Origin of the sequence: Streptomyces sp. NPDC085900 (genome assembly GCF_044540925.1) — a bacterium.
GTDB classification, from domain to species: Bacteria; Actinomycetota; Actinomycetes; order Streptomycetales; family Streptomycetaceae; genus Streptomyces; species Streptomyces gilvifuscus.
Map to the genome: position 1 here is coordinate 980,442 of NZ_JBITSP010000002.1, position 23,453 is coordinate 1,003,894.

The 23,453-nt window shown below is 71.6% G+C and carries 22 protein-coding genes and 1 pseudogene; 8 read left to right on the plus strand and 15 right to left on the minus strand.

Annotation, left to right across the window (positions count from 1 at the left end; genetic code table 11):
* Window positions 1-33: 33 nt before the first annotated feature.
* From ACIGDI_RS09235 to ACIGDI_RS09265, 7 genes are all read right to left on the minus strand, one after another.
* Complete coding sequence (locus ACIGDI_RS09235; RefSeq protein ID WP_399892861.1) at window positions 34-1,398, minus strand: NAD(P)/FAD-dependent oxidoreductase; 1,365 nt, start codon at window positions 1,396-1,398, stop codon at window positions 34-36.
* Window positions 1,399-1,607: 209 nt separating this feature from the next.
* Window positions 1,608-3,320, minus strand: a complete 1,713-nt coding sequence (locus tag ACIGDI_RS09240; protein ID WP_399892865.1) for a PP2C family protein-serine/threonine phosphatase — start codon at window positions 3,318-3,320, stop codon at window positions 1,608-1,610.
* Window positions 3,317-4,375 (minus strand): SpoIIE family protein phosphatase, encoded by a 1,059-nt coding sequence (locus ACIGDI_RS09245; RefSeq protein WP_399892869.1) that lies wholly within the window; start codon window positions 4,373-4,375, stop codon window positions 3,317-3,319. The genes ACIGDI_RS09240 and ACIGDI_RS09245 overlap by 4 nt, the downstream gene beginning before the upstream one ends.
* Window positions 4,375-4,815 carry an anti-sigma regulatory factor gene (locus ACIGDI_RS09250; RefSeq protein ID WP_399892872.1) on the minus strand — a complete coding sequence of 147 codons (441 nt, stop codon included), beginning with the start codon at window positions 4,813-4,815 and terminating at the stop codon, window positions 4,375-4,377. Before ACIGDI_RS09250 ends, ACIGDI_RS09245 begins: the two co-directional genes overlap by 1 nt.
* Window positions 4,815-5,234 (minus strand): STAS domain-containing protein, encoded by a 420-nt coding sequence (locus tag ACIGDI_RS09255; RefSeq protein WP_399892875.1) that lies wholly within the window; start codon window positions 5,232-5,234, stop codon window positions 4,815-4,817. The genes ACIGDI_RS09250 and ACIGDI_RS09255 overlap by 1 nt, the downstream gene beginning before the upstream one ends.
* Window positions 5,231-6,130, minus strand: a complete 900-nt coding sequence (locus ACIGDI_RS09260; protein WP_399892880.1) for an STAS domain-containing protein — start codon at window positions 6,128-6,130, stop codon at window positions 5,231-5,233. Before ACIGDI_RS09260 ends, ACIGDI_RS09255 begins: the two co-directional genes overlap by 4 nt.
* A gap of 125 nt (window positions 6,131-6,255) precedes the next feature.
* Entirely contained in the window at window positions 6,256-7,443 is a 1,188-nt protein-coding gene (locus ACIGDI_RS09265; protein ID WP_399892883.1) for a PP2C family protein-serine/threonine phosphatase, read from the minus strand.
* A 132-nt stretch (window positions 7,444-7,575) separates the two neighbouring features.
* Between ACIGDI_RS09265 and ACIGDI_RS09270 the strand changes: the two genes are divergently transcribed.
* On the plus strand, window positions 7,576-8,058 hold the full coding sequence (locus tag ACIGDI_RS09270) for a MarR family winged helix-turn-helix transcriptional regulator (protein WP_272174737.1): 483 nt from the start codon (window positions 7,576-7,578) through the stop codon (window positions 8,056-8,058).
* 82 nt (window positions 8,059-8,140) lie between these two features.
* Here the strand turns inward: ACIGDI_RS09270 and ACIGDI_RS09275 are convergent, their stop codons facing one another.
* A complete protein-coding gene (locus ACIGDI_RS09275; protein WP_142148768.1) occupies window positions 8,141-8,512 on the minus strand; it encodes an STAS domain-containing protein in 372 nt (123 codons plus the stop codon).
* A gap of 191 nt (window positions 8,513-8,703) precedes the next feature.
* Here ACIGDI_RS09275 and ACIGDI_RS09280 point away from each other — a divergent pair, with 191 nt between their 5' ends.
* The 6 genes and pseudogenes from ACIGDI_RS09280 to ACIGDI_RS09305 all read left to right on the plus strand — a co-directional run bounded on the left by ACIGDI_RS09280 (window position 8,704) and on the right by ACIGDI_RS09305 (window position 13,138).
* Window positions 8,704-9,039, plus strand: coding sequence for an STAS domain-containing protein (locus ACIGDI_RS09280; RefSeq protein ID WP_399892888.1), 336 nt, complete (start codon window positions 8,704-8,706; stop codon window positions 9,037-9,039).
* A gap of 157 nt (window positions 9,040-9,196) precedes the next feature.
* Window positions 9,197-10,703, plus strand: a pseudogene (locus ACIGDI_RS09285) (PP2C family protein-serine/threonine phosphatase).
* On the plus strand, window positions 10,700-11,794 hold the full coding sequence (locus ACIGDI_RS09290; RefSeq protein ID WP_399892891.1) for a B12-binding domain-containing protein: 1,095 nt from the start codon (window positions 10,700-10,702) through the stop codon (window positions 11,792-11,794). The pseudogene ACIGDI_RS09285 and the gene ACIGDI_RS09290 overlap by 4 nt, the downstream one beginning before the upstream one ends.
* Window positions 11,791-12,177 (plus strand): STAS domain-containing protein, encoded by a 387-nt coding sequence (locus ACIGDI_RS09295; protein WP_399892894.1) that lies wholly within the window; start codon window positions 11,791-11,793, stop codon window positions 12,175-12,177. The genes ACIGDI_RS09290 and ACIGDI_RS09295 overlap by 4 nt, the downstream gene beginning before the upstream one ends.
* Window positions 12,178-12,302: 125 nt before the next feature.
* Window positions 12,303-12,686 carry an STAS domain-containing protein gene (locus ACIGDI_RS09300; RefSeq protein WP_200700217.1) on the plus strand — a complete coding sequence of 128 codons (384 nt, stop codon included), beginning with the start codon at window positions 12,303-12,305 and terminating at the stop codon, window positions 12,684-12,686.
* On the plus strand, window positions 12,683-13,138 hold the full coding sequence (locus tag ACIGDI_RS09305) for an ATP-binding protein (protein WP_399892898.1): 456 nt from the start codon (window positions 12,683-12,685) through the stop codon (window positions 13,136-13,138). Before ACIGDI_RS09300 ends, ACIGDI_RS09305 begins: the two co-directional genes overlap by 4 nt.
* Before the next feature lie 5 nt (window positions 13,139-13,143).
* Here ACIGDI_RS09305 and ACIGDI_RS09310 read toward each other — a convergent pair whose 3' ends face one another.
* Both ACIGDI_RS09310 and ACIGDI_RS09315 read right to left on the minus strand, forming a co-directional pair.
* On the minus strand, window positions 13,144-13,575 hold the full coding sequence (locus tag ACIGDI_RS09310) for an ATP-binding protein (protein ID WP_142148757.1): 432 nt from the start codon (window positions 13,573-13,575) through the stop codon (window positions 13,144-13,146).
* A 131-nt stretch (window positions 13,576-13,706) separates the two neighbouring features.
* Window positions 13,707-15,614 (minus strand): AMP-dependent synthetase/ligase, encoded by a 1,908-nt coding sequence (locus ACIGDI_RS09315; RefSeq protein WP_399892902.1) that lies wholly within the window; start codon window positions 15,612-15,614, stop codon window positions 13,707-13,709.
* Between the two features lie 153 nt (window positions 15,615-15,767).
* Here ACIGDI_RS09315 and ACIGDI_RS09320 point away from each other — a divergent pair, with 153 nt between their 5' ends.
* On the plus strand, window positions 15,768-16,001 hold the full coding sequence (locus ACIGDI_RS09320) for a DUF6480 family protein (RefSeq protein ID WP_142148753.1): 234 nt from the start codon (window positions 15,768-15,770) through the stop codon (window positions 15,999-16,001).
* A 15-nt stretch (window positions 16,002-16,016) separates the two neighbouring features.
* Here ACIGDI_RS09320 and ACIGDI_RS09325 read toward each other — a convergent pair whose 3' ends face one another.
* The 5 genes from ACIGDI_RS09325 to ACIGDI_RS09345 all read right to left on the minus strand — a co-directional run.
* Entirely contained in the window at window positions 16,017-17,105 is a 1,089-nt protein-coding gene (locus ACIGDI_RS09325) for a glutamate--cysteine ligase (RefSeq protein WP_399892906.1), read from the minus strand.
* Window positions 17,106-17,162: 57 nt separating this feature from the next.
* Window positions 17,163-19,370 (minus strand): 1,4-alpha-glucan branching enzyme, encoded by a 2,208-nt coding sequence (gene glgB, locus ACIGDI_RS09330; protein WP_399892909.1) that lies wholly within the window; start codon window positions 19,368-19,370, stop codon window positions 17,163-17,165.
* 4 nt (window positions 19,371-19,374) lie between these two features.
* Complete coding sequence (locus ACIGDI_RS09335) at window positions 19,375-20,697, minus strand: maltokinase (RefSeq protein WP_399892912.1); 1,323 nt, start codon at window positions 20,695-20,697, stop codon at window positions 19,375-19,377.
* 28 nt (window positions 20,698-20,725) lie between these two features.
* On the minus strand, window positions 20,726-22,444 hold the full coding sequence (treS, locus tag ACIGDI_RS09340; protein ID WP_399892915.1) for a maltose alpha-D-glucosyltransferase: 1,719 nt from the start codon (window positions 22,442-22,444) through the stop codon (window positions 20,726-20,728).
* A gap of 25 nt (window positions 22,445-22,469) precedes the next feature.
* The coding region (locus ACIGDI_RS09345) for an alpha-glucosidase C-terminal domain-containing protein (RefSeq protein ID WP_399892919.1) at window positions 22,470-23,453 on the minus strand (984 nt) is incomplete at its 5' end.

Below are 23,453 nucleotides of genomic sequence, written 5' to 3' on the forward strand. Positions count from 1 at the left end.
TGACACGGCCCCCGGGAAGGCCGGCACCCGCCCTCACAGCTGCTCGCGGCGCGTCCCCTCGACCTGGGCCCGCACCTGCTCCGGACTCAGGTACGCGTCGGTGTACTCGAAGTCCTTGAGCTTGGCGGGCCTGCGGGCCTGGAAGCCGGTACGGACGAAGTCGTCGCCCGCGATGGCGTTGAGCGTCCAGTTGGTCGCCACGCGGACCTTCGCCACGTTGGTGCGCAGCGCCGCCCAGTGGTAGCCGCGGGCCGCGAACTGGGCGGGCAGACCGTGCAGTTCGATGCCGAGCGGCTTGGCGACGGCGTCCGTGCCGCCGAGATCGACGACCAGACCGAGGTCCTTGTGGCGGTACGGCTGCAGCGGCCGGCCCCGCAGGGTGGCGATGATGTTGTCGGCGACCTGCGGGCCCTGCCGCATGGCGTGCTGGGCGGTGGGCGGGCAGATCGCGTCGTCGCCCTGGGCGAGGTCGGGCACCGCGGCGGAGTCGCCGAGCGCGAAGACGCCGTCCTCGCCCGGCAGCTTCATCTCCGCGGTGACCGCGAGCCGCCCGCGAATCGTTTCGGCGCCGAGGGTGGCGATGAGCGGGCTGGCGACGACGCCGGCGGTCCAGATCAGGGTCCGCGTCGGCACCACCCGGCCGTCGGTGAAGGTGACCTCCTCGGGACCGGCCTTCTCGATCGACACACCCAGCGACACGTCGATGCCCCGCCGCGCCAGGATCTTCTGGGCGCTGCGGCCCAGCTTGTCGCCCAGCTCGGGCATCAGCTTCGGCGCGATGTCGATCAGGTGCCACTTGATCAGCGCCGGGTCGATGCGCGGGTAGCGCTTGACGGCGGCGTGCGTGAGCTTCTGCAGACAGGCCGCGGTCTCGGTGCCGGCGTACCCGCCGCCGACGACCACGAACTGCAGCCGGGCGGCGCGCTCGGCCGGGTCCTGGCTGGCGTCGGCCAGGTCGAGCTGCGAGATGACGTGGTCGCGGATGTAGGCGGCCTCGGCGAGGGTCTTCATGCCGAAGGCGTTGTCGGTCAGCCCCGGGATGTCGAAGGTGCGGGTGATGCTGCCGGGTGCCAGCACGATGTAGTCGTACGGCTCGTTGACGATCTGGTCGGTGATGGTGCGGATGACGCACACCTTCGCCTTCAGGTCGACGCCGATCGCGCCGCCCGGGATGATCCGGGTGCGGTAGCGCTTGCTGCGGCGCAGCGAGACGGCGATCGACTGGGGTGTCAGCACCCCGGAGGCGACCTGGGGCAGCAGGGGCAGATACAGCTGGTAGGCGAAGGGCGTCACCAGGGTGACGTCGGCCTCGTCGGGCGCGAGCTTCCGCTCCAGACGGCGCACGCACTCCACGCCGGCGAAACCTGCGCCGACCACCAGGATCCTGGGTCGTGTCACGGTTCTTCATCCCTCTCTGCGGCTCCAGGCGGTCACTTCCAACGCCCTTCGCCTGCCCTGGATCTCCGCTTGCACCACATCGATCCCACCGTGCCTTGAGCCGTACCGCCAGCCGGGCGCGGCAGGCAGACGAACGCGTCGGGACAACCCTGCCCCGACGGGAGCGGAAACGCACCGGGTGAAAAGTGAAGGAAATGGCCGGACCGTGCCTAGACGAAGCCCTCCGTGGTGTGGCACAGCAGCAGGCACACGTCGTCGTCGCGTTCGGAGTCGACCAGCAGGGGGTCGAGGATGCGGTCGGCCGAGCCGTCCAGATCCCGCTCGAGCTCCTCCGGCCGGAAACCGCCGAGCGATGTCGCCAGGCGCGCTATGCCCGGATCGATCCCCGCCGCACGGCGTTCGACCAGCCCGTCCGTGTAGAGCGCCAGCGTCGACCCGGGCGGCAGATCCACGGTGTGGTCGTCGATCCGCTGGTGCAGCGGGATGCCCAGCATGGCGCCCGGTTTGGCGTCCAGCGTGTGCACCTGTCCGTCGGGGGTGCGCAGCAGCGGCGGCGGGTGGCCCGCGGCGGCCCAGGTGAGGGTGGGCCGGCCGGGCTGGAAGCGGGCGATGACGGCGGTGGCGTACAGGTCGGGCTGGAGATGGTGCAGGAACGTGTGCAGCCGCGTCAGCAGGGTGCCGGGGCTGCCGCCGTCCACGGCGTACGCCCGCAGGGCCGTGCGCAGTTGGCTCATCATGACGGCCGCGTGCAGCCCGTGCCCGGTCACGTCCCCTATGACGGCGATCAGCGAGCCGTCGGGCTGGCGGAAGGCGTCGTACCAGTCGCCGCCGATGTTCAGCCCGTGGGTGGCCGGCAGATAGCGGGCGGCCAGGTGGAGGCCCGGTGTGGCGGGCAGGTCCGTGAGCAGGGCCCGCTGGAGCGTCTCGGCGATGTCGCGGTTGCGCTCGAAGCGCCGGGCGTTGTCGATCGCGATGCTGGCGCGGCGGGCGAACTCGATGAGCATGACCGCGTCGTCCGGCTCCCAGCGGTCGCCGGGCGGAGTCAGGGTCAGCACCCCCAGCGGCGCCCGGCGGGTGGGCAACGGCAGGCACAGCAGGGGCCGTTCGGGGTCGAGTGCCGAGGGCGGCTGGTCGTCGACGCCGGGCAGGTCGCCGGGCTCGCGGGCGGCGTACTGGGGGCGCCCGGTGCGCGCCGCCAGTACGGCGACGGCGGGGCGCGGCCCCGGGGGGCGCCGGTCGTCGTCGCCGTCGAAGAGCCAGACTTCGACGCTGCCGGCGTACTCCGGCACGAGCAGTTGTGGAAGGCGGCGCACGATCTCGTCGTGGTTGAGGGAGGAGGTCAGGGCGGCGCTGGCGTTGGCCAGGAAGGTCAGGCGCCGACGGGCGCTCTCTGCCTCCTGGCGGGCCCTTCGCTCCGCGGCGAAGGCCTTCTGCTGGGCCTGACCGGCGGCGTCCAGCTCCGCGTGCAGGGCCAGCACACCCTGGTTGGTCTGGTGCAGTTCCTCCCGGTGGAAGGCGACCAGCTGCTCCTGCTCGGTGAGCTTCTCCAGCAGCAGCGCCGTGTCCTCGTCGGCGCCCATCAGGGACTCGGCCAGATCCGCCGGGGAGCCCGCCGCGACCCCGTCGTCCGCGACCGGCTGCGCGGCGCAGGCGACGGCCGTCTGCCACGGCGCGTGCTCGGCGGGATCCGAGGAGCTGACCGTGACGTGCAGCTGCGCCTGTTCGGCGGGGGCGGCGGTGACGTGCAGCGTGAGCCGCCAGGAGCCGCCCTTGGCCAGGCACTGCCGCAGTCGCGCGCTGAGCGCCGTCGTCAGGCGGGTGCGCTCGAGCGCCGTCAGACCGTACGCCGAGGCCAGGCGGGCGGTGGCGATGCGGGCCCGGGCCGCGTCGGTGACGGTGTCGATCCGCCAGGTGCGCTTCATCGGCCCTCCTGCGGTGCCGGTGACAGGACGGCCACGGTGGTGTCGTCGCGGGGCGGTCGGGCGGCGCTGCCGCTGTCGCGGAGGATGACCGAGGCCATGACGGCCGGGTCGGCCGACAGCAGGTCCGGCGCGGACGGCGGTGTACGGCGGCCGGGGAGGCCGTCGCTGTGCAGGAGCAGCACCCGGTCGCCGCCCCAGGCCCGCGACCGGTCGGTGAAGGTCCTGGGCCGGTGGACGCCGACGATCCCGGGGCGGGACAGCAGGCAGTGCCAGGCACCGTCCTCCCACAGCCAGGCGCTCGCGTTACCGAGCCCGGCGAAGCGGAGCGTCCCGCCGGCGGTGTCGACCTGGGCCACGGCCACGGCCGCGCCCCGGGTGCCGCGCAGGGCCGCGTCGAGGCGGTCCAGGGACTCCGCCGGAGACAGGTGGGCCGACCGCCGCAGCGCCTCGACCGCGGCCGTGGAGGCGTGGGCGGCCTGAGGGCCGTGTCCCAGGCCGTCGGCCAGCATCAGCGTCACCCGGTCACCGGACCGGACGCAGGTCCAGGCGTCGCCGGAGTGCTCGGCCCCGCCGTAGGGGAGGCTCACCCCGCCGGCCCGGACCCCGCAGTCCGCGGCGGGCGCGGTGTCGCGCGTGCCGGGACCGATGTGGGCCACCGCCACGGTGCCCCGGCCCGGTTCGCTGTGCAGGGCGAAGGTGTCGGCGACGCGCCGGCAGGTGCCCAGCCCCGCGCCCAGCGAGCTGGCCGTCGTGAAGCCGTCGTCGAGGGCGGCCGGTACGTCGGCGATGCCGGGGCCGTGATCCAGGGCCGCGATCTGTACGAAGCGGGTCGGGTCGCCGCCCTCCGCCGGTGCCGGGGGAGGGACGACGTCGAGGAGCAGCCGTCCTCCGTCGGCGTGCTTGAGCAGGTTGGTGGCCAGCTCCGTGGCCACCAGCGCGGCGGCCGCCGTCCGGGCCTCGTCGAGCCCGGCCGCGGCCGCGGCCTCCGCCACGGCGAGCCGGGCGTCGCGCAGCCGGGTCGAGTCGTGCACCGGCACGTCCCAGACGCGCGCCATCACGGGCCTCCGTAGGGACGGGGCGGTGGCGTGACCCAGCAGACGACCGTGACCTTCGTGCCCGACCCGGGCGTGCTGTCGACGGCGAACTCGTGCACCAGGCGTCGTGCGCCGCCCAGCCCCATGCCCAGGCCGCCGCCCGAGGTGTAACCGTCGGCCAGGGCCCGATCCAGGTCGGCGATACCGGGTCCTTCGTCGGAGAAGACCAGTCGGAGGCCGCGCGCCTGTCCGCGCGTCACCGCCGCCGATTCCATGTGGCCGCCCCCGCCGTGCACGAGCGTGTTGCGGGCCAGTTCACTGGCGGCGGTGACCAGCTTGGTCTGCGCCACCAGCCCGAAGCCGAGCTGAGCGGCGGCCTGTCGTACATGCTGGCGAACCCAGGCCAGATCCATCTCCGACTGGATCGGCAGGCTCGCCTCGACGGCCGTGGACGAGGGCATCAACCGCGCTCCTGGGGCAACCGGCCGCGGTCGGCCGCCGAGTCGTGGTGCGTCAGCAGTTCCATGGCCGCCTCGGTGGTGAGGGCCGTGCGCAGCCCCGGCAGCGTCAGTCCCAGCTCCACCAGGGTGATCGCGACCGCCGGCCGCATGCCCGCCACCACCGTCCGGGCGGCCAGCAGCGAGGCGTTGGCCGCGATCTCGGCCAGTACCCGGCCGAGGAAGGAGTCGACGATCTCGACGCCGGAGATGTCGATCACCACTCCGGTCACCCCACTGCTCGCGACGGCCTCGCAGATGTCCTGCTGGAGCTGCTGCGCGTCGCTGTCGTGCAGGTCGCCCTGGAGGGTGACCAGGAGGACCTCGCCCAGGCGGAGCACCGGCACATGGCTCGTGACGCCGTGCTGGAGTCGGTCGCTCATCGCGCCCCCGCACCGCCGGCCGCCGGTGCGACGATGGTCACGCCCAGCTCGTGCAGGGCGTAGGCCAGCGCGTCGGCGAGGCCGGCCCGGGTGACCACCGTGCCGAGGTCCAGGCCGAGATGGACGATGGTCTGCGCGATCGCCGGGCGGATGCCCGAGACGACGCACTCCGCGCCCATCAGACGGGCGGCCGCCACCGTCTTCATCAGGTGCTGGGCGACCAGCGAGTCCACCGTCGGCACACCGGTGATGTCGAGGATCGCGAAACGCGCGTGCTGCTCGACGATGGCCTCCAGCAGCGTCTCCATCACCACCTGGCTGCGTGCGCTGTCCAGGGTCCCGATCAGGGGTACGGCCACGATGCCGTCCCACAGCCGGATCACCGGGGTCGCCACCTCCAGCAGTTGGAGCTGCTGCCGCTCTATGAGTGCCTGCCCCTCGGTCAGCGCCGTGTCCAGGACGACCAGCCGCAGCGTGCCCATCAGGACCGTCAGCGCGGTCGCGTACTCCCGGACCTCGTCGGCCGGCAGGTCCGCGCACTCCTCGACGAGCAGACTCGCCACGGGCGGGCGCAGGGCCTCCACCTCGCCCGACACCTGCGCCATCGAGGCCCCGCCGCGCGACCGCGCGGCGGCCATGCGGGCCAGCTGTTCCCGTACGGCGACGAAGCCGACGGCGTCCGTGTCGTGCACGCGCTCCGACTCGGCCACCCGGGCCAGTGCTTCGGCGACTGCCCGGGCCGCTTCCACGGCCTCGTCCCGCGAGACCGTGAACACGCTGCGGAACAGGGGTTCGTCGGCCCACCGTTGGGCGATGCGCTCGCGATGGCGGTTCAGGAACTCCCCGACCTGCCGAGCCGACGTTCCCTGACTTACTGCCGCTTGGTGTTCCGGCACCTGCTCTCTCCTCTTCCGAGTCGTCCGCGTTGCGTGGACCGGGTGGCCGCTGAACGGCCTGGGCGACGCAAACCATTGCCGGGCGACAACTGTAACGAGCCCGTCTCGTTACAGAAGTCCGGGGCTCACGTGCCCGTCGGCTGCTTGCCGAACCAGTCCAGACAGACCACCAACGCGTCGTCGTCCGGCTCCGGACGGCCGCGATGGCCGCTGAGCTCCCGCAGAACCGCGGCCGGCACATCGGCGGCCGGCAGCAGCCGCGTGGCCGTGAGGGCCCGGGCCAAGGCGCGTTCTCCGTACTGCTCACCGCCCGGAGCGGCGACCGCGTGCACCCCGTCGCTGACGAACAGCAGACGGTCGCCCGGCCGCAGCCGGAACTCCTGCGCCGTGTAGTCGGTCTCCTCGAACATGCCGAGCGGGAGCTGCGCGTCGAGCGGCACGGGCGTCACCGCGCCGTCCCGCAGCCGCAGCATCCGCGGCGATCCCGCGTCGACCACCTGCACGCGGCCGGAGGACAGTTCGAGGTCCACCAGCAGGACGGACAGGTGCGCCTCGCCGCGGTACTGGGCGTACACCGCCTGGTCGGCCAGAGCGGCCTGGTCGGCGATGGGGACGCCCGCCCGCCGCGCGTTGCGCAGGGCGTTGATCCCGAGGCTGGTCAGCAGCGCGGCGTCGATGCCCTCGCCCATGCCGTCGGTGACGTACAGCAGCAGCCGGTCGGCCGATGCCGTCCAGTCGAAGTTGTCCCCGAAGATCGCGTAGGCGGGCTCCAGTTGGGCGCCGAGGGCGTACTCCGGACCGACCGAGGAACGGGCCGGAAGCAACTGCCACTGCATCTCCGCGGCGAGCGTGAGCCGCTCCCTGCGCCGGGCCCGGTGGTAGACGTCGGTGTCGCGTTCCGCGACCGACGCCTCGTGCCCCAGGATCTGGGCCACCTCGACCAGTTCCGCCATGTCGGCCTCGGGCCGTGCGCCGGGCGGCAGTGTGACGCTGAGCACGCCCAGCCGGTCACCCCGCACTGTGACGGGCAGGTGCATCCACGCCCGGCCGTCGTCGTCCTCCAGCACGAAGGGCTGCTGCGCCCCGAACGCGCGTCCCGCGGCGCTGCCGTGCACGGGCACCGCCCGCGCGGGGTCCGTCGGCGCGGACACGGGCTGCAACACTTTCAGCCCGTAGTCCACCATGAGGAACTCCGCGTTCTCGGCGCCGTACCGACCGCACAGCACTTCGCGGACGGTCGCCGCCAGTCGGTGCGGAGCCGCGGTGCGCAGGGCGCGACCGGCGGCCACGAGTCTGTTCACGTCGTCGGTCATGCCATTCCGTGCGGGGGCGCGGCGCCGCGGCCGTGCGGACGCGACGCGGTCACCCGTTCCGTGCGGACCGCGTCCGCTCCCGTGCGCCGCGCACCCGGGCGGGCTGACAGCGACGGGCAAGCCTGAGAAGGTGTGCGGGTGACGATCTCGCACCCGCGCCCGGAGCCCCAGGAGGTGGCGCGTGTGACCTCCGAGGCGGCCGAACTTCTGGAGGTCCTGTGGGGCAGGGCCTCGACGGCACCGGTCTCCGCCTCCCAACTGCGTGTCCTGTTCATCCTGGAGCACAACGAAGGCATCAACCTGCGTACGCTCGCGGACGCGCTGGGCTCGACCCCGCCGTCGACCAGCCGGCTGTGCGACCGGCTGCAGGCCGTGGGGTTCGTCGAGCGCAGGGCCGCCAGTGCCAGCCGGCGGGAACTGGAGCTGTACCTCAGCCGCCGCGGCCGGGCCTTCCTGACCGGCCTGCGGGTCCGCCGCGAGAGCGCACTGCAGTCCGTGCTCGAACAGATGCCGACCGCCCAGCGGTCCGCCCTGCTGAAGGGGCTGGAGGCCTTCTGCGCCGCCGCGGCGGCGCAGATCCACGACGACGGCGAGTCCGCCGCCGTCACCGCCTGACCCCTTCCCATCGCCACCTCTCCCGCCCACGTGCGAATTCACTCTCTTGTCTGCGCCCATAGTTGTCAAACGGCAACAGTCGTCAGGACTGCGGCTGGTCGACCAGGGCAAGGGCCTCCTCCGTGCTCTCCGACACGGGGACCGTGATGCTGACTCCGGTGAGGTCGAGAATCCGCCGCACGGCGGGCGTCGGCGAGATGATGTGCACGCTGCCGGGCAGCTCACGGGCCTCCTGGTAGACGCGGAGAATGATGTTCATCCCGGACGAGTCCATGAACGGCACCTCCGAGAGATCGAGCAGGAAGTGCCGGCGGCCGTGATGCAGCTGGTTGGCGAGATGGTGCTGGAACTCGGTCGCGGTGTCGGCGTCCAAGTAACCCTGCACCGTGATCAGGGCCACGTCCTCACGGGGCAGGCTGACCTCGACGGACAGGGGATTCTGGGCAACGGACACGTCTACCTCCAACAACAGCGCGTACTACGGCGAGCGGTGTGCACCGCGGGACGCGGTTACCCCTGAATGCCCACGTCATGCCTCGCATGCTCATGAGCCGTTCGACGCACGGCGCCGTACATGACACGGTGGAGGTGCCCAACGGCCGTCCCGACGGCCACCAACCCCCATAGAGAGGGGGGCCCGAAACAATGGGCACTCGTATTTCACTGAGCCCCGGCGGCCGCACCGCCACCCTGACCGTGGACAGCGACATCGACGACCGTGCGCGGCCCGCCATCGAGAGCGCCGCGGCCGGGCTGCCGCTCTCTGTCCGGTATCTCACACTCGACCTCACCCGCGTCGACTTCGTCGACTCGGCGTTGCTGCACCTCGTGCGCACCGTCGACCGCTCGGTCACCGGACGCGGCGGTCTGCTGCGGATCGCAGGCCTGCGGCCCCAGCCGTCCAGGGTGCTCGCGCTCGCCGCCGACCTGTGGCCCGACGCCCGCTGGGATGCCTACGGGGCCTGCTCCGGGCTGAACTGATCTCGCGGAAGGGGACGCCGGTGGCCGCCACCGGCGTCCCCTTCCGGGTGGTTTACCCGTCGCCCCTTGCCGTCACGGTGTCACTCGGGAGAGAGTTGTCGGAAGGAAACAGTTCCTCGTCCCGGAAGGCGGTGGGCGCGCGCCGCGTGCCTTGTTTGTGGACACATCCCAGCACTCTCTCGCCGGCCCGCGCGAAGCCCCACCGGGCGGGGCCTGGGGTGCCGCGCCCTATCCCGTGCTGGTCGCCGACCCCCAGGGCGGTGTCGTCGGCCTGAATCCGGCCGCCGCCGAACTGCTGCCGGCGGCCGCGATCGGAACGCGCCTCGTGGACGTCGCGCCGGCCTGGATCGCCAGCGCCCATGAGCAACTGACTCCTGGTCCGCCCACCGCGGACGACGCCGCCGGTTCGGCGGCGCACGGCTGCCTCGGCGACCGCGTCTTCCAGGGCCGCCCCACCCGCACGGACGACGGCAACGTGATGTGGTGGCTGGTCGACGACACCGACCGCCGCAAGGCAGAGGTCAGCCTCGACGAGGAGCGCCGGCGCACCGCGTTCCTGGCCGCCGCCTCCGGCGCGCTGCTCTCCTCACTGAACCTGGAACGGTGCATGGAGGTCACCGCCTCCCTCGCCGCCGAGCACCTCGCGGACGCGGCGGTGGTGGTGGCCCCGGCCAGGGGCGGCCGGTTCCCCGTCACCCACTGCGGTGCCGACGGCCGCGTCATGCACCGGCTGGTGGAGGCCGAGCCGGCCGGCGTCCCCGGGCTCGGCGAAGCCCTCCGCGGCTTTCCCCCGGTGCCCTCGCGCTGGATAGACCCCGCCGGCATCCCCGCCTGGCTGGTGCCCGAGGACCTGCCCGGCGTCGGCTCGGCCGTGGTGACCCCGCTGCCGGGACACGGCGTGCCGGCCGGTGCGCTGATCCTCCTGCGCGCCGGCGACCGGCAGGCGTTCTCCGAGAGCGAGGAGATCTTCGCGCGGCTGTTCGCGGCCCGGGCCGGAGCGGCGATGTCCGCGGCCCGCATGTACGCGGAACAGGCGGCCATCACCAGTACCCTGATGCGCGACCTGCAAGGGCCTGGAGGCCGCCGTACTGACCGGGAAGATCCGCAACACGCTGCAGGCCCTGCTGCCGCTCGCCGATGACCACCAGCGGCTGCTGGAGCTTCTCAACGGCGCTCTGATCAACTCCCATCACACCCGGTTCGCCACCATGCTGCTGGCCTCCGTGCGCCGCCTCGGGCGGACGGTGCACCTGCGGGTCACCAGCGGCGGCCACCCGCCGCCGCTGGTCGTCCGCGCCGACGGCCGGGTGGAGCGCGTGGACACGCGCGGCTCACTGGTGGGCGTCTTCTGGAACATCACCTCGACCACCGCACACGTCGAACTCGCCCCGGGGGAGACCTGCCTGATGTTCACGGACGGGGTGACCGAGGCCCGGGGCGGCCCGCTCGGCGACGAGATGTTCGGCCACGAGCGGGTCGAGGACGCGCTCGCCCACTGCGCGGGCATGCCCGCCGAAGCCGTGGTCGACCACGTGCGGATGCTGGCCGAGCAGTGGGTCGGCCGCGGCACGCACGACGACATGGCCCTGGTGGCGGTGACCGCTCCCCGCCACGCCCACCTGAGCGCCGTGGACGGCCACACCCGGGGGAGGTACACGGCATGACCGCCGTGGACGCCACGCGCCCCGACCTCATCGCCGTCCGCGACCGACTGTGGACGGCGGTCCGGGCCGGCGACGAGTACGAGGCGTGCGCCGCCGTCCTCGACGCCGTCGGGTCCGGCCTGGACGCCGAAACGGCACTGCTGGACGTGATCGCCGCCGTCCAGCTGCGCGTGGGCGCGGAATGGGCGGCGAACCGGCTCACCGTGGCCCAGGAACACGCGGCCACGGCCATCCACGAACGGGTCGTGGCGGCCCTCGCCCACCACCCCGAGCACCGCGGCCCCGACCCGACCCGGTCCCGGATCACCGTGGCCTGCGTGGACGGGGAGTGGCACGCACTGCCGGCCAGGCTGCTGGCCGAGGTGCTGCGCCGACGCGGCTGGCGGGTCGACTTCCTCGGCGCGCAGGTGCCCACGCCCCACCTGATCGCCCATCTGCACCAGACGGGCTCCCGGGTCGTGGCCCTGTCCGCCACACTCTCGCCCCACCTGCCCACGGCCCACGCGGCGATCACGGCATGCCAGGCGGTCGGGGTGCCGGTCGTCGCGGGCGGCGCGGCCTTCGGGGCCGACGGGCGCCACGCCCGCGCCCTGGGCGCCGACGCCTGGGCACCGCACGCCCGCGAGGCGGCCCACGTCCTCGAGCAGGGACTCGCCCGGCCCGACCCCCTGGCCGTCCGGCAGACCGTCGACGACCTGCCCCATCTGACCGACCAGGAATACACCATGGTGGCCGGCACCCGGCGGGAGCTGCTCAAGGAGACCCTCGTCGAACTGGAGGACCACTTCCCGCCGATGCGCGCCTACAGCGACCGGCAGCGGCAGCGCACGGCCGAGGACATCGGCCACATCCTCGACCACCTCGCGGCGGCCCTGTACGTGGCCGACGAGGACCTCTTCCGCGACTTCATCGCCTGGACGGCCGACGTCCTGACGGCCCGCGACGTGCCCGCCCACTCGCTGGACCCGGCGCTCGAAGCGCTCGGCCACCGGCTGAAGGACTTCCCCCGCGCCACCCGCATTCTCCGAGCGGCACGCGGCACCCTTGCCACACACCTGCCGGCACCGAGGAAGCCAGGACAGCACGTATGACGAACCCTCACCCACCGCTGTTCGGCCTCGAGGTCGACCATGGACCCGACGGCGTGGTGGTGCGCGTCGCAGGCGACCTCGACTACGAGACGCCCCGCGAACTCGTGGACGCGGTCACGCCGTTGCTCGCCCCCGGCGACCCGGCGCGGCACCGCCCCGCCGGCGTGGTACGCCTGGACTTCGCCGGCCTGCACTGCGTCGACTCCTCCGGCCTCTCCGCCCTGCTGCTGCTTCGGCGCCGCGCCGACGAGGCGGGTGTCCGTCTCCTCCTGGAGGCGCGGCCCGTCGCCTTGGAGCGAGTCCTTGAGATGACCGGCACGCGCGACTATCTCACCGCCCACGAACAGGACTCCGACGGCCAGGGACGTCCGGGGACGGGCTGAGTCCGGCGCCGCCGGGAATTCGTGCCGAATGCGATCGGGCGAGCCGGGTAACTGCTGCTGTGAAGCGAGCGGCAGAGATTCCTCGCCCGTTCGGAAGGAGCAGCGTGAGCGGGAGAGGACGTCGTGTGTCCGACGATCAGAGTCCTGCCGTCGTCCAGCAGCACGTACGAGAGGGAGAACGAGACGTCACCGTCGTGAGTGTGCACGGTGACATCGACGTCGACAGCGCCCCGCGGCTCGCGGAGGCGCTGAGCGCGGCGGAGCGGGCATCGTCCGCGCGCACGGTCGTCGACCTCTCGGCCACCGAGTTCGCCGATTCCGCCATCCTGCATGTGCTGCTGGAGGCACAGCAGGCCCACCTGGCGCGCGGCAGGCCGCTGGTGGTGGCGGGACCGTTGAACGAAAGCATCGAAAGGCTGTTTGAAGTGACAGGCACCGCGAGGTTCTTCGTCCTCGCCCCGGACGTCCGGTCGGCTGTGGAGACGCCCTGGGCAGTGACGGAGCGGTGAGCCGGCCCGACCAGACGGCCGAGGGAAACGGCGGCATGCAGGGCGGGACTCTGGCCGCGCCGCACGTGACGACCGCGGCCGCGGCACGCGACTACGCCCGCTCGGTGGTGCGGCGGCAGTGGGACACGGCATCCCGCACGGCACGCGAAGAGGACGTCGTCGACCTGCTCCTCGTCGTGTCCGAGCTGGTCACCAACGCCATCCGGCACGGCGACGGACTGGCGGCCTTCGAGGTCGCCGTCACCGCCGAGGGGATCCGGCTCGTCGTGCACGACAACAGCGACGAGATTCCGGGGGTCGCCTACGGCTCCGGAGCCCTGCCGGTGGGCCACCACGGACACGGCTACGGCTGGCCGCTCATCATCCGCCTGGCGCGCGAGATCGTCATCGACCGGCGCGGCGGAGGAGGCAAGACGATCAGTGTGCTGGTGCCCCTGCGCGCCCTGCCGTAAGGCCCTCACCAGGGCAGGAAGACGTGGATGTCCTTCCCGGCGTCGTTGGTGACGACGCTGACCTGGCTGCACAGGGCATGGACCAGGTGCCAGCCGACGCCGCCGCTTCCGTCCCGGTGGAAGGGGCGCGGGGCCGGGGGAGTGCTGCTGGTGTCGTGGACGACGAGATGCACCCCGTCGAAGGTCGGGCGCAGCCGGATCTCGATGGGCCCGGGCGCGTACTGAACCGCGTTGGCCGTGAGTTCCGTGACGACCAGCAGTATGTCGTCCCAGTGCTCCGGCGCGGTCGGTGGCGTCACCTGGGCGAGATCGTCGAGGAACTGCTCCGCGTCGAGACGGGCGTCCGTCACATTGTGGAGCTCGCCCGGGTAGCGCGCGACGCGCTCCGGCATGTTGCCGGAGACCGGACTTCCGTGCCAACGGTGATCGGTTGCCATCTCGCCTTCCCGCTCGGCGGTCACGTCACTGCCCCGCCCCTGTGTCCCTGTCGTTACCTGGTTCCCGAGTGCGCGACGGCTACGCGTACCGAAACCGGCGGGCCGTGACGAACACCGTACGTCACAGCCGCTCATCGGAACACGTTGTCGGTCTCGTCCCAGCTCGACAGCTCGTCCGGCACGGTCTGCCGCCCAGGTCGCGAGCGGGCCTGGTACATGGCGTCGATCTCGAAGGCGTAGTGCCGCACGATCGCGTCCCTGCGCAGCTTCATGGACGGGGTCATCAGCCCGTTGGCCATGTCGAACTGGTCCGGCAGCACCCGGAAGACCCGGATCGACTCCGAACGCGAGACGGCACTGTTGGCGGCGGCCACGGCCCGCCCGATCTCCTCCCGCAGCGCGTTCTCCTCGCGGGCCTGGTGGCTCGGCATGTCGCTCTGCAGCGACAGAGAGCCCCGCCAGTACGCCACGAATTTCGGGTCCAGGGTGATCAGCGCTCCGACACAGGGCCGGTTGTCACCGACGACGACGGCCTGGTGGATCAGCGGATGCATCCTCAGCCGCTGCTCCAGGGCGGCCGGCGCGACGTTCTTGCCGCTGCTGGTGACGATGATGTCCTTCTTGCGGCCGGTGATCGTCAGATAACCCTCCGAGTCCAGCCGGCCCAGGTCCCCGGTGGCCAGCCAGCCGCCGCGCAGCACCGACCGGGTCGCCGCCTCGGCGTTGATGTAGCCCTGGAACACCGACGGCCCGCGCACCAGGATCTCGCCGTCGTCGGCGACGATGATGTCGGTGCCCGGCAGGGCCTGCCCGACGGTCCCCGACATCTCCCGGCCCAGCGGCTGCGCGGTGACGCCCCCGGCCGCCTCCGTGAGGCCGTAGCCGTCGTTGACGTAGATGCCGATGCCCTCGTAGAAGAGGGAGAGCTCCCGGCTGAGGGACGAGCCGCCCGACGTCGCCCGCTGCACCCGGCCGCCCAGTGCCGCGCGCAGCTTGCGGTACACGGTCCGCTCGAACAGGGCGTGCTGCAGCCGCAGGTCGAACCCCGGACCGGAACCGCCGCCCAGCCGCTGCCGCTCCAGCGCCGCGGCGAAGTCCCGCGCCGTGTCCGCGGCCCGCTCGAACAGCGCCCCGCGGCCGGCCTCCTGGGCGGCGCGCAGGAAGTTCTTGTAGATCTTCTCCAGCAGGGAGGGGACGGCGCAGAGATACGAGGGCCGGAAGCTGCGCAGCGACGCGGCCAGGGCCTCCTCGCTCATGTCCGGCTCGTGCGCCATCAGCATGCCGCCGCGCACGCACAGCGTCTGCACCAGCAGGCCGTAGACGTGGGAGAAGGGCAGGAAGGCCAGTACCGAAGCCTGCCGTTCGCCCGGCGGGACCACGGTGTGGCCCCAGCCGTTCAGCAGTGTGTCGCAAGCGCTCGCCAGGTTGCGGTGGCTCAGCGCGCAGCCCAGCGCCCGACCCGTGGTGCCGGAGGTGTAGCTGATGGCCGCCGCGGAGTCCGGCAGCACGATGCGACGCAGCGACTCGACCGTGGCCAGCGGGATGAACCGGCCGCGCTCGACCAGGTCGTCCATGGCCCCGGCGTCCAGCTGCCAGACGTGGCGCAGCCGCGGCAGCGCACCGCACACCGAACCGACGGTCATCACCGCCTGCTCGTCCTCCACCACCACGGCCACGCAGTCCGCGTCCCTGAGGACCCACTCCACCTGCTCGCGCGAGGAGGTCGGATACAACGGCACGACCTCGGCGCCCACCGTCCACAGCGCGTGGCTGAGCACCGTCCACTCGTAACGGGTCCGCGCCATGATCGCGACGCGGTGGCCAGGCGAGATCCCGGAGGCCACCAGTCCCTTGGCCAGGTCCACGACCTCGTCGCGCACCTCCACGGCGGTCACCTCCTCCCATGTGCTGGAGGCGGGGTCGGCCCGGCGGGCGAGAAGCGGAAGGGTGGGATCGAGGGCCGCCGTGTCGAAGATGCTGTCGGCCAGCCCGCCGGTCAGGGGGGAAACGGTGGGGGGAGCGATGGCGACGTCGCGCATGCGCTGCTCCTGAGCTGTACGGAGGGTGACCATGCCGACGGGTTCCGTTGTCGGCGGTGCTCGAATCTAGCTCAGGTGCGTGCGGATGGTGACCGGAACGTGCGAAGTTGCGGACCCGTGATGATCTGGTGGCGATCGGGGGACTCGGCGGGCATGAGTTACGTCAATCCCGATCCGGAACCCGAACGCACCACGGGCCTGGAACCCGGCGGGGGAGTGCCGCCCGGTGAGACCCCGCCCGCGGAGAGCAGCATGCCCGAGGCCGGGCCGCGCGAGACGCACAACCCGACCAAGGGCTGGGCGAAGGGACCGCTGACGCTGATCATCGGTCTCGTCGTGCTGGTAGCGGCCTTCTTCCTGGTGTACGCGCTGGTGCTGATCTTCTGAGGCCGCCGCGAGTCCTCACTCCTGGGTGAGACGCGCGCAGCCGGTCACGACCTCCCGCAGACTCCCGGTCCGCTCCAGCAGCTCACGCTGGATCCGCGCACCGGTGCCGCCGTCCAGCAGCGTGTCGCACGCCGCACGGGCCCGCTCGAGGTCGCCGCTCTCCCCGAGCGCCTCCTCCACGTGCTGCAACAGCGCCGCCACCACGGTCTCGGCGGGCAGTCGGCGCATGGTCGACGGGTGCAGCAGTTCCTCGCCGAGACCGGAGCGCGCGGCCCGCCAGGCCGCCAGCCGCAGAAGGCTCACACTGTGATCCATCGGCGGGTGACCGGCCCGCCACTGCCGCGCCGCCGTCTCCACCAGCCCTCGCGCCAGCATGGCGATCAGCAGGGCCGTCTCCGCCCGCAGGCAGACGTCCGCCACCCGGATCTCCACCGTCGGGTACCGCTGGGAGAGCCGGGCGTCGAAGTAGACCATCCCCTCGTCGAGGATCACCCCGCTCGAGACCATGTCCGTCACCCGCCGGTGGTAGCGCTCCGCCGAGCCGAACACCTCCGTCGGCCCGGCCGACGGCCAGCGCGACCACACCCTGCTGCGGTAGCTGTCGTAGCAGGAGTCCTTGCCCTGCCAGAACGGCGAGTTGGCGCTCAGCGCGGCCAGGACCGAGAGCCACGGCCGGATCCGGTCCAGGACCGCGACGCCCTCCTCGTCGGACTCGACCGCCACATGGACGTGACAGCCCAGCACCATCTGTTCCTGTACGGCGATGCCGTACTGCTCCGCCATCCACTGGTAGCGGCTGCCCCGCCCGACGGTCGGGCTGACGGGCAGCGGCGAGGAGGCCAGCGCCGCCACCGTGCACCCGATCTCCCCGGCGTGCCGGGCCGCCTCGCGGCGGCACCGGACGATCTCGTCGCCGAGGTCCTTCATATCGGCCTGCGGATGCGTGGCGAACTCCAGCATCTGGCCGAACAGCTCTTTCTCGAACACGCCCTCGTCCGTGCCGCTCTGCTCGGCACGAGCGAGAACGGCGCCGGACAGCGCCTTGGGTTCACCCGTCTCCGGGTCCACCAGGAGGAGTTCCTCCTCCACTCCGACAGTGCGCACGTGAGCTGCCTCCGGGACATCGCGGGGTCTACGACGTCCCCGGGTACCCCCTGACGGTCACCCCAAGGGGGCCAGCCAGACCGTCGCCAGCGGCGGCAGGGTGAGGGTGATCCTTCCGTCCTCCGGCTTGAGGTCGTCGGCGTTCACGACGTCGCCGCCGCCGTAGCACGCGGCGTCGGTGTTGAGGACCTCGCGCCAGACGGGCACGTCGTCGGGGACGCCCAGCGTGTACTCGTGCCGGACGACCGGCGAGAAGTTGGACACGGCCAGCAGGGGGCCGCCGTCGGCGGCGAACCGCAGGAACGCGAAGACGTTGTCCTCGGCCGCGTCGCCCAGCACCCACCGGAAGCCCGCCGGGTCGGTGTCCCGCTGCCACAGGGCCGGCGTGCGCCGGTAGAGGTGGTTGAGGTCGCGGACCAGGTCCCGCACCCCGCGGTGGTCGCCCTCGGCCACATAGTCCGAGTCGAGCAGCCACCACTCGGGCCCGTGCGCCTCCGACCACTCCGCGCCCTGCGCGAACTCCTGCCCCATGAACAGCAGTTGCTTGCCCGGGTGGGCCCACATGAAGCCCAGGTAGGCACGGTGGTTGGCGCGCCGCTGCCACCAGTCGCCGGGCATCTTCGACACCAGTGCCTGCTTGCCGTGGACGACCTCGTCGTGCGAGATCGGCAGCACGTAGTTCTCGCTGTAGGCGTACACCATCGAGAACGTCATCTCGTTGTGGTGGTACTTGCGATGCACCGGCTCTTTGGTCATGTACTGCAGAGAATCGTGCATCCAGCCCATGTTCCACTTCAGGCCGAACCCCAGGCCGCCGCTGTCGGTCGGCCGCGTCACGCCGTCCCAGGCGGTCGACTCCTCCGCGATGGTCACGACCCCGGGGTTGCGCCGGTAGACGGTGGCGTTCATCTCCCGCAGGAAGTCCGCCGCGGCCAGATCCTCCCGGCCGCCGAACACGTTCGGCTCCCACTGGCCGGAGTCACGCGAGTAGTCCAGGTAGAGCATGGAGGCGACGGCGTCCACCCGCAGGCCGTCGACATGGAACTCCTCGCACCAGTAAGTGGCGTTGGCGACGAGGAAGTTGCGCACCTCGGTGCGCGCGTAGTCGAACTCGTACGTCCCCCAGTCCGGGTGCTCGGCCCGCCGCGCGTCCCCGGGCTCGTACAGCGGGTCCCCGTCGAAGCGCGCCAACGCCCAGTCGTCCTTGGGGAAATGGGCCGGCACCCAGTCCACGATCACTCCGATGCCGGCCTGGTGCAAAGCGTCCACCAGGTACTTGAAGTCGTCGGGCGTACCCAGCCGAGAGGTCGGCGCGTAGAACCCGGTGACCTGATAACCCCAGGAACCGGCGAACGGGTGCTGGGCCACCGGCATGAACTCGACATGCGTGAAACCGAGATCCCTGACGTACGACGGCAGTTCCTCGGCCAGTTGACGGTAGGTCAGCCCCGGTCGCCAGGAGGGGAGGTGGACCTCGTACACCGAGAAGGGCGCCTCGTGCACCGGGACGTCACCGCGGTGCGTCATCCACTCCGCGTCGCCCCATTGATGGTGCGAGGCGTGCACGATCGACGCCGTGTCCGGCGGTACCTCCGCGCACCGCGCCATCGGATCGGCCTTGAGGAAGCGGTGGCCGTAACGGGAGGTGATCTCGAACTTGTAGCGCGCGCCCTCACCGATGCCGGGCACGAACAGCTCCCAGACACCGGAGGAACCCAGCGAGCGCATCGGCAGGGCCGTGCCGTCCCAGCAGGTGAACTCCCCGGCGACGCGCACCCCCTGGGCGTTCGGGGCCCACACCGTGAACCGGGTGCCGGCCACGCCCTCGTGGGTCATCGGCTCGGCGCCCAGCGCCTTCCACAACTGCTCGTGCCGGCCCTCGGCGATCAGATGGAGGTCGAGTTCGCCGAGGGCGGGCAGGAAGCGGTACGGATCGGCCGTCTGGTGCTCCCCGTCCTCGTACGCCACCGCCAGCTTGTACCGGCGCGGGATCGACTTGAGGGGGAGCACACCGGAGAACAGGCCGTCGCCCTCGGACGTCAGCCGGTGCCGCTTCCTGCCGATCACGACACTCACCGCGCGGGCGTACGGCCGCAGGGTCCGGAAGGCGATGCCGCCCGGGACCTTGTGGGCGCCCAGCAGCGCGTGCGGATCGTGGTGGCGGCCGGACAGCAGGCGCTCACGATCGCCGTCGTCCATGGGTGGGGCGGCCCCGGACAGGGCAGGGCCGGAGGGCTCGGGAAGTGAGGTCTCGCGCAGAGCCATGGTGTCAGCCTCCTCTTACGGCGAGACGCTCGATCGCCGCCATCGGTACGGGTAGCCAGTCGGGTCGGTGCCGGGCCTCGTAGAGGACCTCGTACACCGCCCGGTCCGTCTCATAGGCACGCAGCAGTCCGTGCTTCTTGCGCGGGTCCCAGCCGGCCCGGTCGGCATAGCCCGCGCAGTACGCCTCCCGGCAGCGGCGCGCCCACTCCGGGCGCCAGGGGCGGCGCTGCCGTGCCGCGTAGTCGAAGGAGCGCAGCATCCCCGCGATGTCCCGCACCGGGGACTGGGTGCCGCGCCGCTCGGCGAGCGGCCGGGACGGCTCGCCCTCGAAGTCGATGACGAACCAGTCCCGGCCGGCCCGCAGGACCTGACCGAGATGCAGGTCGCCGTGGACGCGCTGGGCGGGCGGCCCGGGGTCGCACGAGACCAGGGCGCCGAACGCGGTGCGCAGCCCCGGGACGTACGGGCGCAGCGCGGGGACGGCCTGGGCGGCGGCGTCCAGGCGCTCGGCCATCGCCGCCGCGGTGCGGGCCCCCTCGTCATGGGTGCCGGTGGGAAAGGCGGCACCCAGCGCGAGGTGCACCTCCGCCGTGGCCCGGCCCAGCTCACGGGCCTGCGCTGCGAAGTCGTCGCCCGTGGCCAGCGCGCGCAGCGCCAGCGTCCAGCCGTCGGAGGCACCCCGCAGGAAGGGCTGCAGCACCCCGAGCGTCGCCTCGTGCGGATACGTCGTCCGGAACCAGGCCACCGGCGCCGGCACCCGCCGGCAGCCCTCCCCGGCCAGCGCGCCCGGCACCTCCAGGTCGGGATTGACGCCCGGCTGGATGCGCCGGAAGACCTTCAGGATGAACTCCTCGCCGTACACCAGCGACGAGTTGGACTGTTCGGCCTCCAGGACACGCGGGACCAGCCCGGCGGGCACCGCCATGGAGGGCGCCGCCTCGAAGAGCAGCGGTCCCGACCTGCCGGGGCACCTCAGCCGCTCCAGCAGCAGCTGGGCCGATCGGGGGTCCTGCAGCGCGTCGTACACCGTCAGGCCGGCCAGCGGGCCGGTCTCGGCCCTGCCGATCAACGCCCGGCCCAGGCGCGGCGAGACGTGCTCCCGCACACCGAGCAGCAGCTGGTAGCAGTCCGGTCCGGCCTGCACCAGCAGATGCAGACAGCCCGGGAACACCTCGGTCAGGGACAGCAGGCGAAGTTCCGTGACCGGCCGGTCCTTGCCCGCGAACCAGCGCTGCCTGGGCAGCCACTCGCGCAGCAGCCCGTCGAGCGAGGCCATGGGATCGGCGACGACGGCCTGTCTCGGACTCAGTGATGCGGTCTTCGGCATGGTGACGCGTCCTTTCCTCGGCACACGTTCAAAGGCGTCGGCCGATGCGGGATGCGACTCGGGAGAGCCGGAACCAGTAGAAGCCGTGGCCTGCGAGGGTCAGCAGGTAGGGGAGTTCGCCGATGGCCGGGAAGCGCACGCCGCCGATGAGCTCCACCGGATGCCGGCCGTCGAACTCGCGCAGGTCGAGCTCGGTGGGCTGGGCGAACCGGGAGAAATTGTGCACGCACAGCACGAGATCGTCCTTGTACTCGCGCAGGAATGCCAGCACCGCCGGGTTCGAGGACTGCAGTTCGGTGAAGGTGCCCAGTCCGAAGGCCGGATTCTGCTTGCGGATCTCGATCATCCGGCGTGTCCAGTGCAGCAGGGAGGACGGGGAGGACATGGAGGCCTCGACGTTCGTCACCTGATAGCCGTAGACCGGGTCCATGATCGTGGGGAGGTAGAGCCGTCCCGGGTCGCAGGACGAGAACCCCGCGTTGCGGTCCGGTGTCCACTGCATGGGGGTGCGTACGGCGTCGCGGTCGCCGAGCCAGATGTTGTCGCCCATGCCGATCTCGTCGCCGTAGTACAGGATCGGCGAGCCGGGCAGGGACAGCAGCAGGGCGGTGAACAGCTCGATCTGGTTGCGGTCGTTGTCCAGCAGGGTCGCGAGGCGGCGGCGGATGCCGATGTTGGCGCGCATCCGTGGGTCCTTGGCGTACTCCGCCCACATGTAGTCGCGTTCCTCGTCGGTGACCATCTCCAGGGTCAGCTCGTCGTGGTTGCGCAGGAAGATGCCCCACTGGCAGCTGGACGGGATCGCGGGCGTCTTGGCAAGGATTTCGGACACGGGATAACGGGACTCGCGGCGTACGGCCATGAAGATGCGCGGCATGACGGGGAAGTGGAACGCCATGTGGCACTCGTCGCCGCCGGACTGGTAGTCGCCGAAGTAGTCCACGACGTCCTCGGGCCACTGGTTGGCCTCGGCCAGCAGCACGGTGTCCGGGTAGTGGGCGTCGATGTCGCGGCGGACGCGCTTCAGGAACTCGTGAGTGGCGGGCAGGTTCTCGCAGTTGGTGCCCTCTTCGGCGTAGAGGTAGGGCACGGCGTCGAGGCGGAAGCCGTCGATGCCCAGGTCCAGCCAGAACCGCAGTGCGGCCAGGATCTCCTCCTGGACGGCCGGGTTCTCGTAGTTGAGGTCCGGCTGGTGGGAGAAGAACCGGTGGAAGAAGTACTGGCCGCGCACGGGGTCGAAGGTCCAGTTGGAGGCCTCGGTGTCGACGAAGATGATCCGGGCGTCCGGATATTGCTTGTCGTCGTCGGCCCACATGTAGTAGTCGCCGTAGGGGCCGTCGGGGTTGTTGCGGGATTCCTGGAACCACGGGTGCTGGTCGCTGGTGTGGTTCATGACGAAGTCGATGATGACCCGCATGCCGCGCTGGTGGGCGGCGTCGACGAACTCGACGAAGTCGGCGAGGTCGCCGAACTCCGGCAGGACGGCCGTGTAGTCGGAGACGTCGTAGCCGCCGTCACGCAGCGGTGACTGGAAGAAGGGCGGCAGCCACAGGCAGTCCACGCCCAGCCACTGCAGGTAGTCGAGTTTGGCGGTGAGGCCCTTGAGGTCGCCGACGCCGTCGCCGTTGCTGTCCTGGAAGGAGCGGACGAGGACCTCGTAGAAGACCGCGCGCTTGAACCACTCCGGGTCCCTGTCCTTGGCGGGGGTGTCCTCGAACGTGTCCGGGACGGGCTGGTTGACAGTCATGAGGCTCTGGCCCTCCGATCGGTGACTACGCTGACGACCTCTGGATGTGGAGCACGTGTGCCGGTGCCCGCCCGGGCTCGAGCCGCACATAGTTGTCCCTGCCCCAGTGATAGGTCTCACCTGTCAGTTCGTCGTGTACGGACATGAACGTGTGCCACTCCAGGCCGAGTTGCGGCATGTCCAACGAGACCGTGGCCTCCTGGGTGTGGTGGGGGTCCAGATTGGCGACAACGAGGATCGTGTCCTGGCCCGTGGTCTTGCTGTAAGCGATGACCGCGTCGTTGTCGGTGCTGTGGAAGCGTAGATTGCGCAGGCGCTGCAACGCCGGATGACGCCGCCGGATGGTGTTGAGTTTGGTGATCAGGGGGGTGATGGTGCGGCCCTGGCGTTCGGCCGTTTCCCAGTCGCGTGGCTTGAGCTGGTACTTCTCCGAGTCGAGGTACTCCTCGCTGCCCTCGCGCAGCGGGGTGTTCTCGCACAGCTCGTAGCCGGAGTACACCCCCCAGGTCGGCGACAGGGTGGCGGCCAGCACGGCGCGGACCTCGAAGGCGGGCCGGCCGCCGTGCTGGAGGTACTCGTGCAGGATGTCGGGGGTGTTGACGAAGAAGTTCGGCCGCATGTAGGCCGCCGTCTGCCCCGACAGCTCGGTGAGGTAGTCGGTCAGCTCCTGCTTGGAGTTGCGCCAGGTGAAATACGTGTAGGACTGCTGGAAGCCGATCTGGGCCAGGGTGCGCATCATCGCCGGGCGGGTGAACGCCTCGGCCAGGAAGATCACGTCCGGGTCCGCGGCGTTGATCTCGGCGATCACCCGCTGCCAGAACACCACCGGCTTGGTGTGCGGGTTGTCCACCCGGAAGATCCGCACCCCGGCCGCCATCCACACCCGCAGCACCCGCAGCGTCTCGGCGACCAGGCCGTCCATGTCGGCGTCGAAGGCGATGGGGTAGATGTCCTGGTACTTCTTCGGCGGGTTCTCGGCGTAGGCGATGGTGCCGTCGGGCCGGTGGTG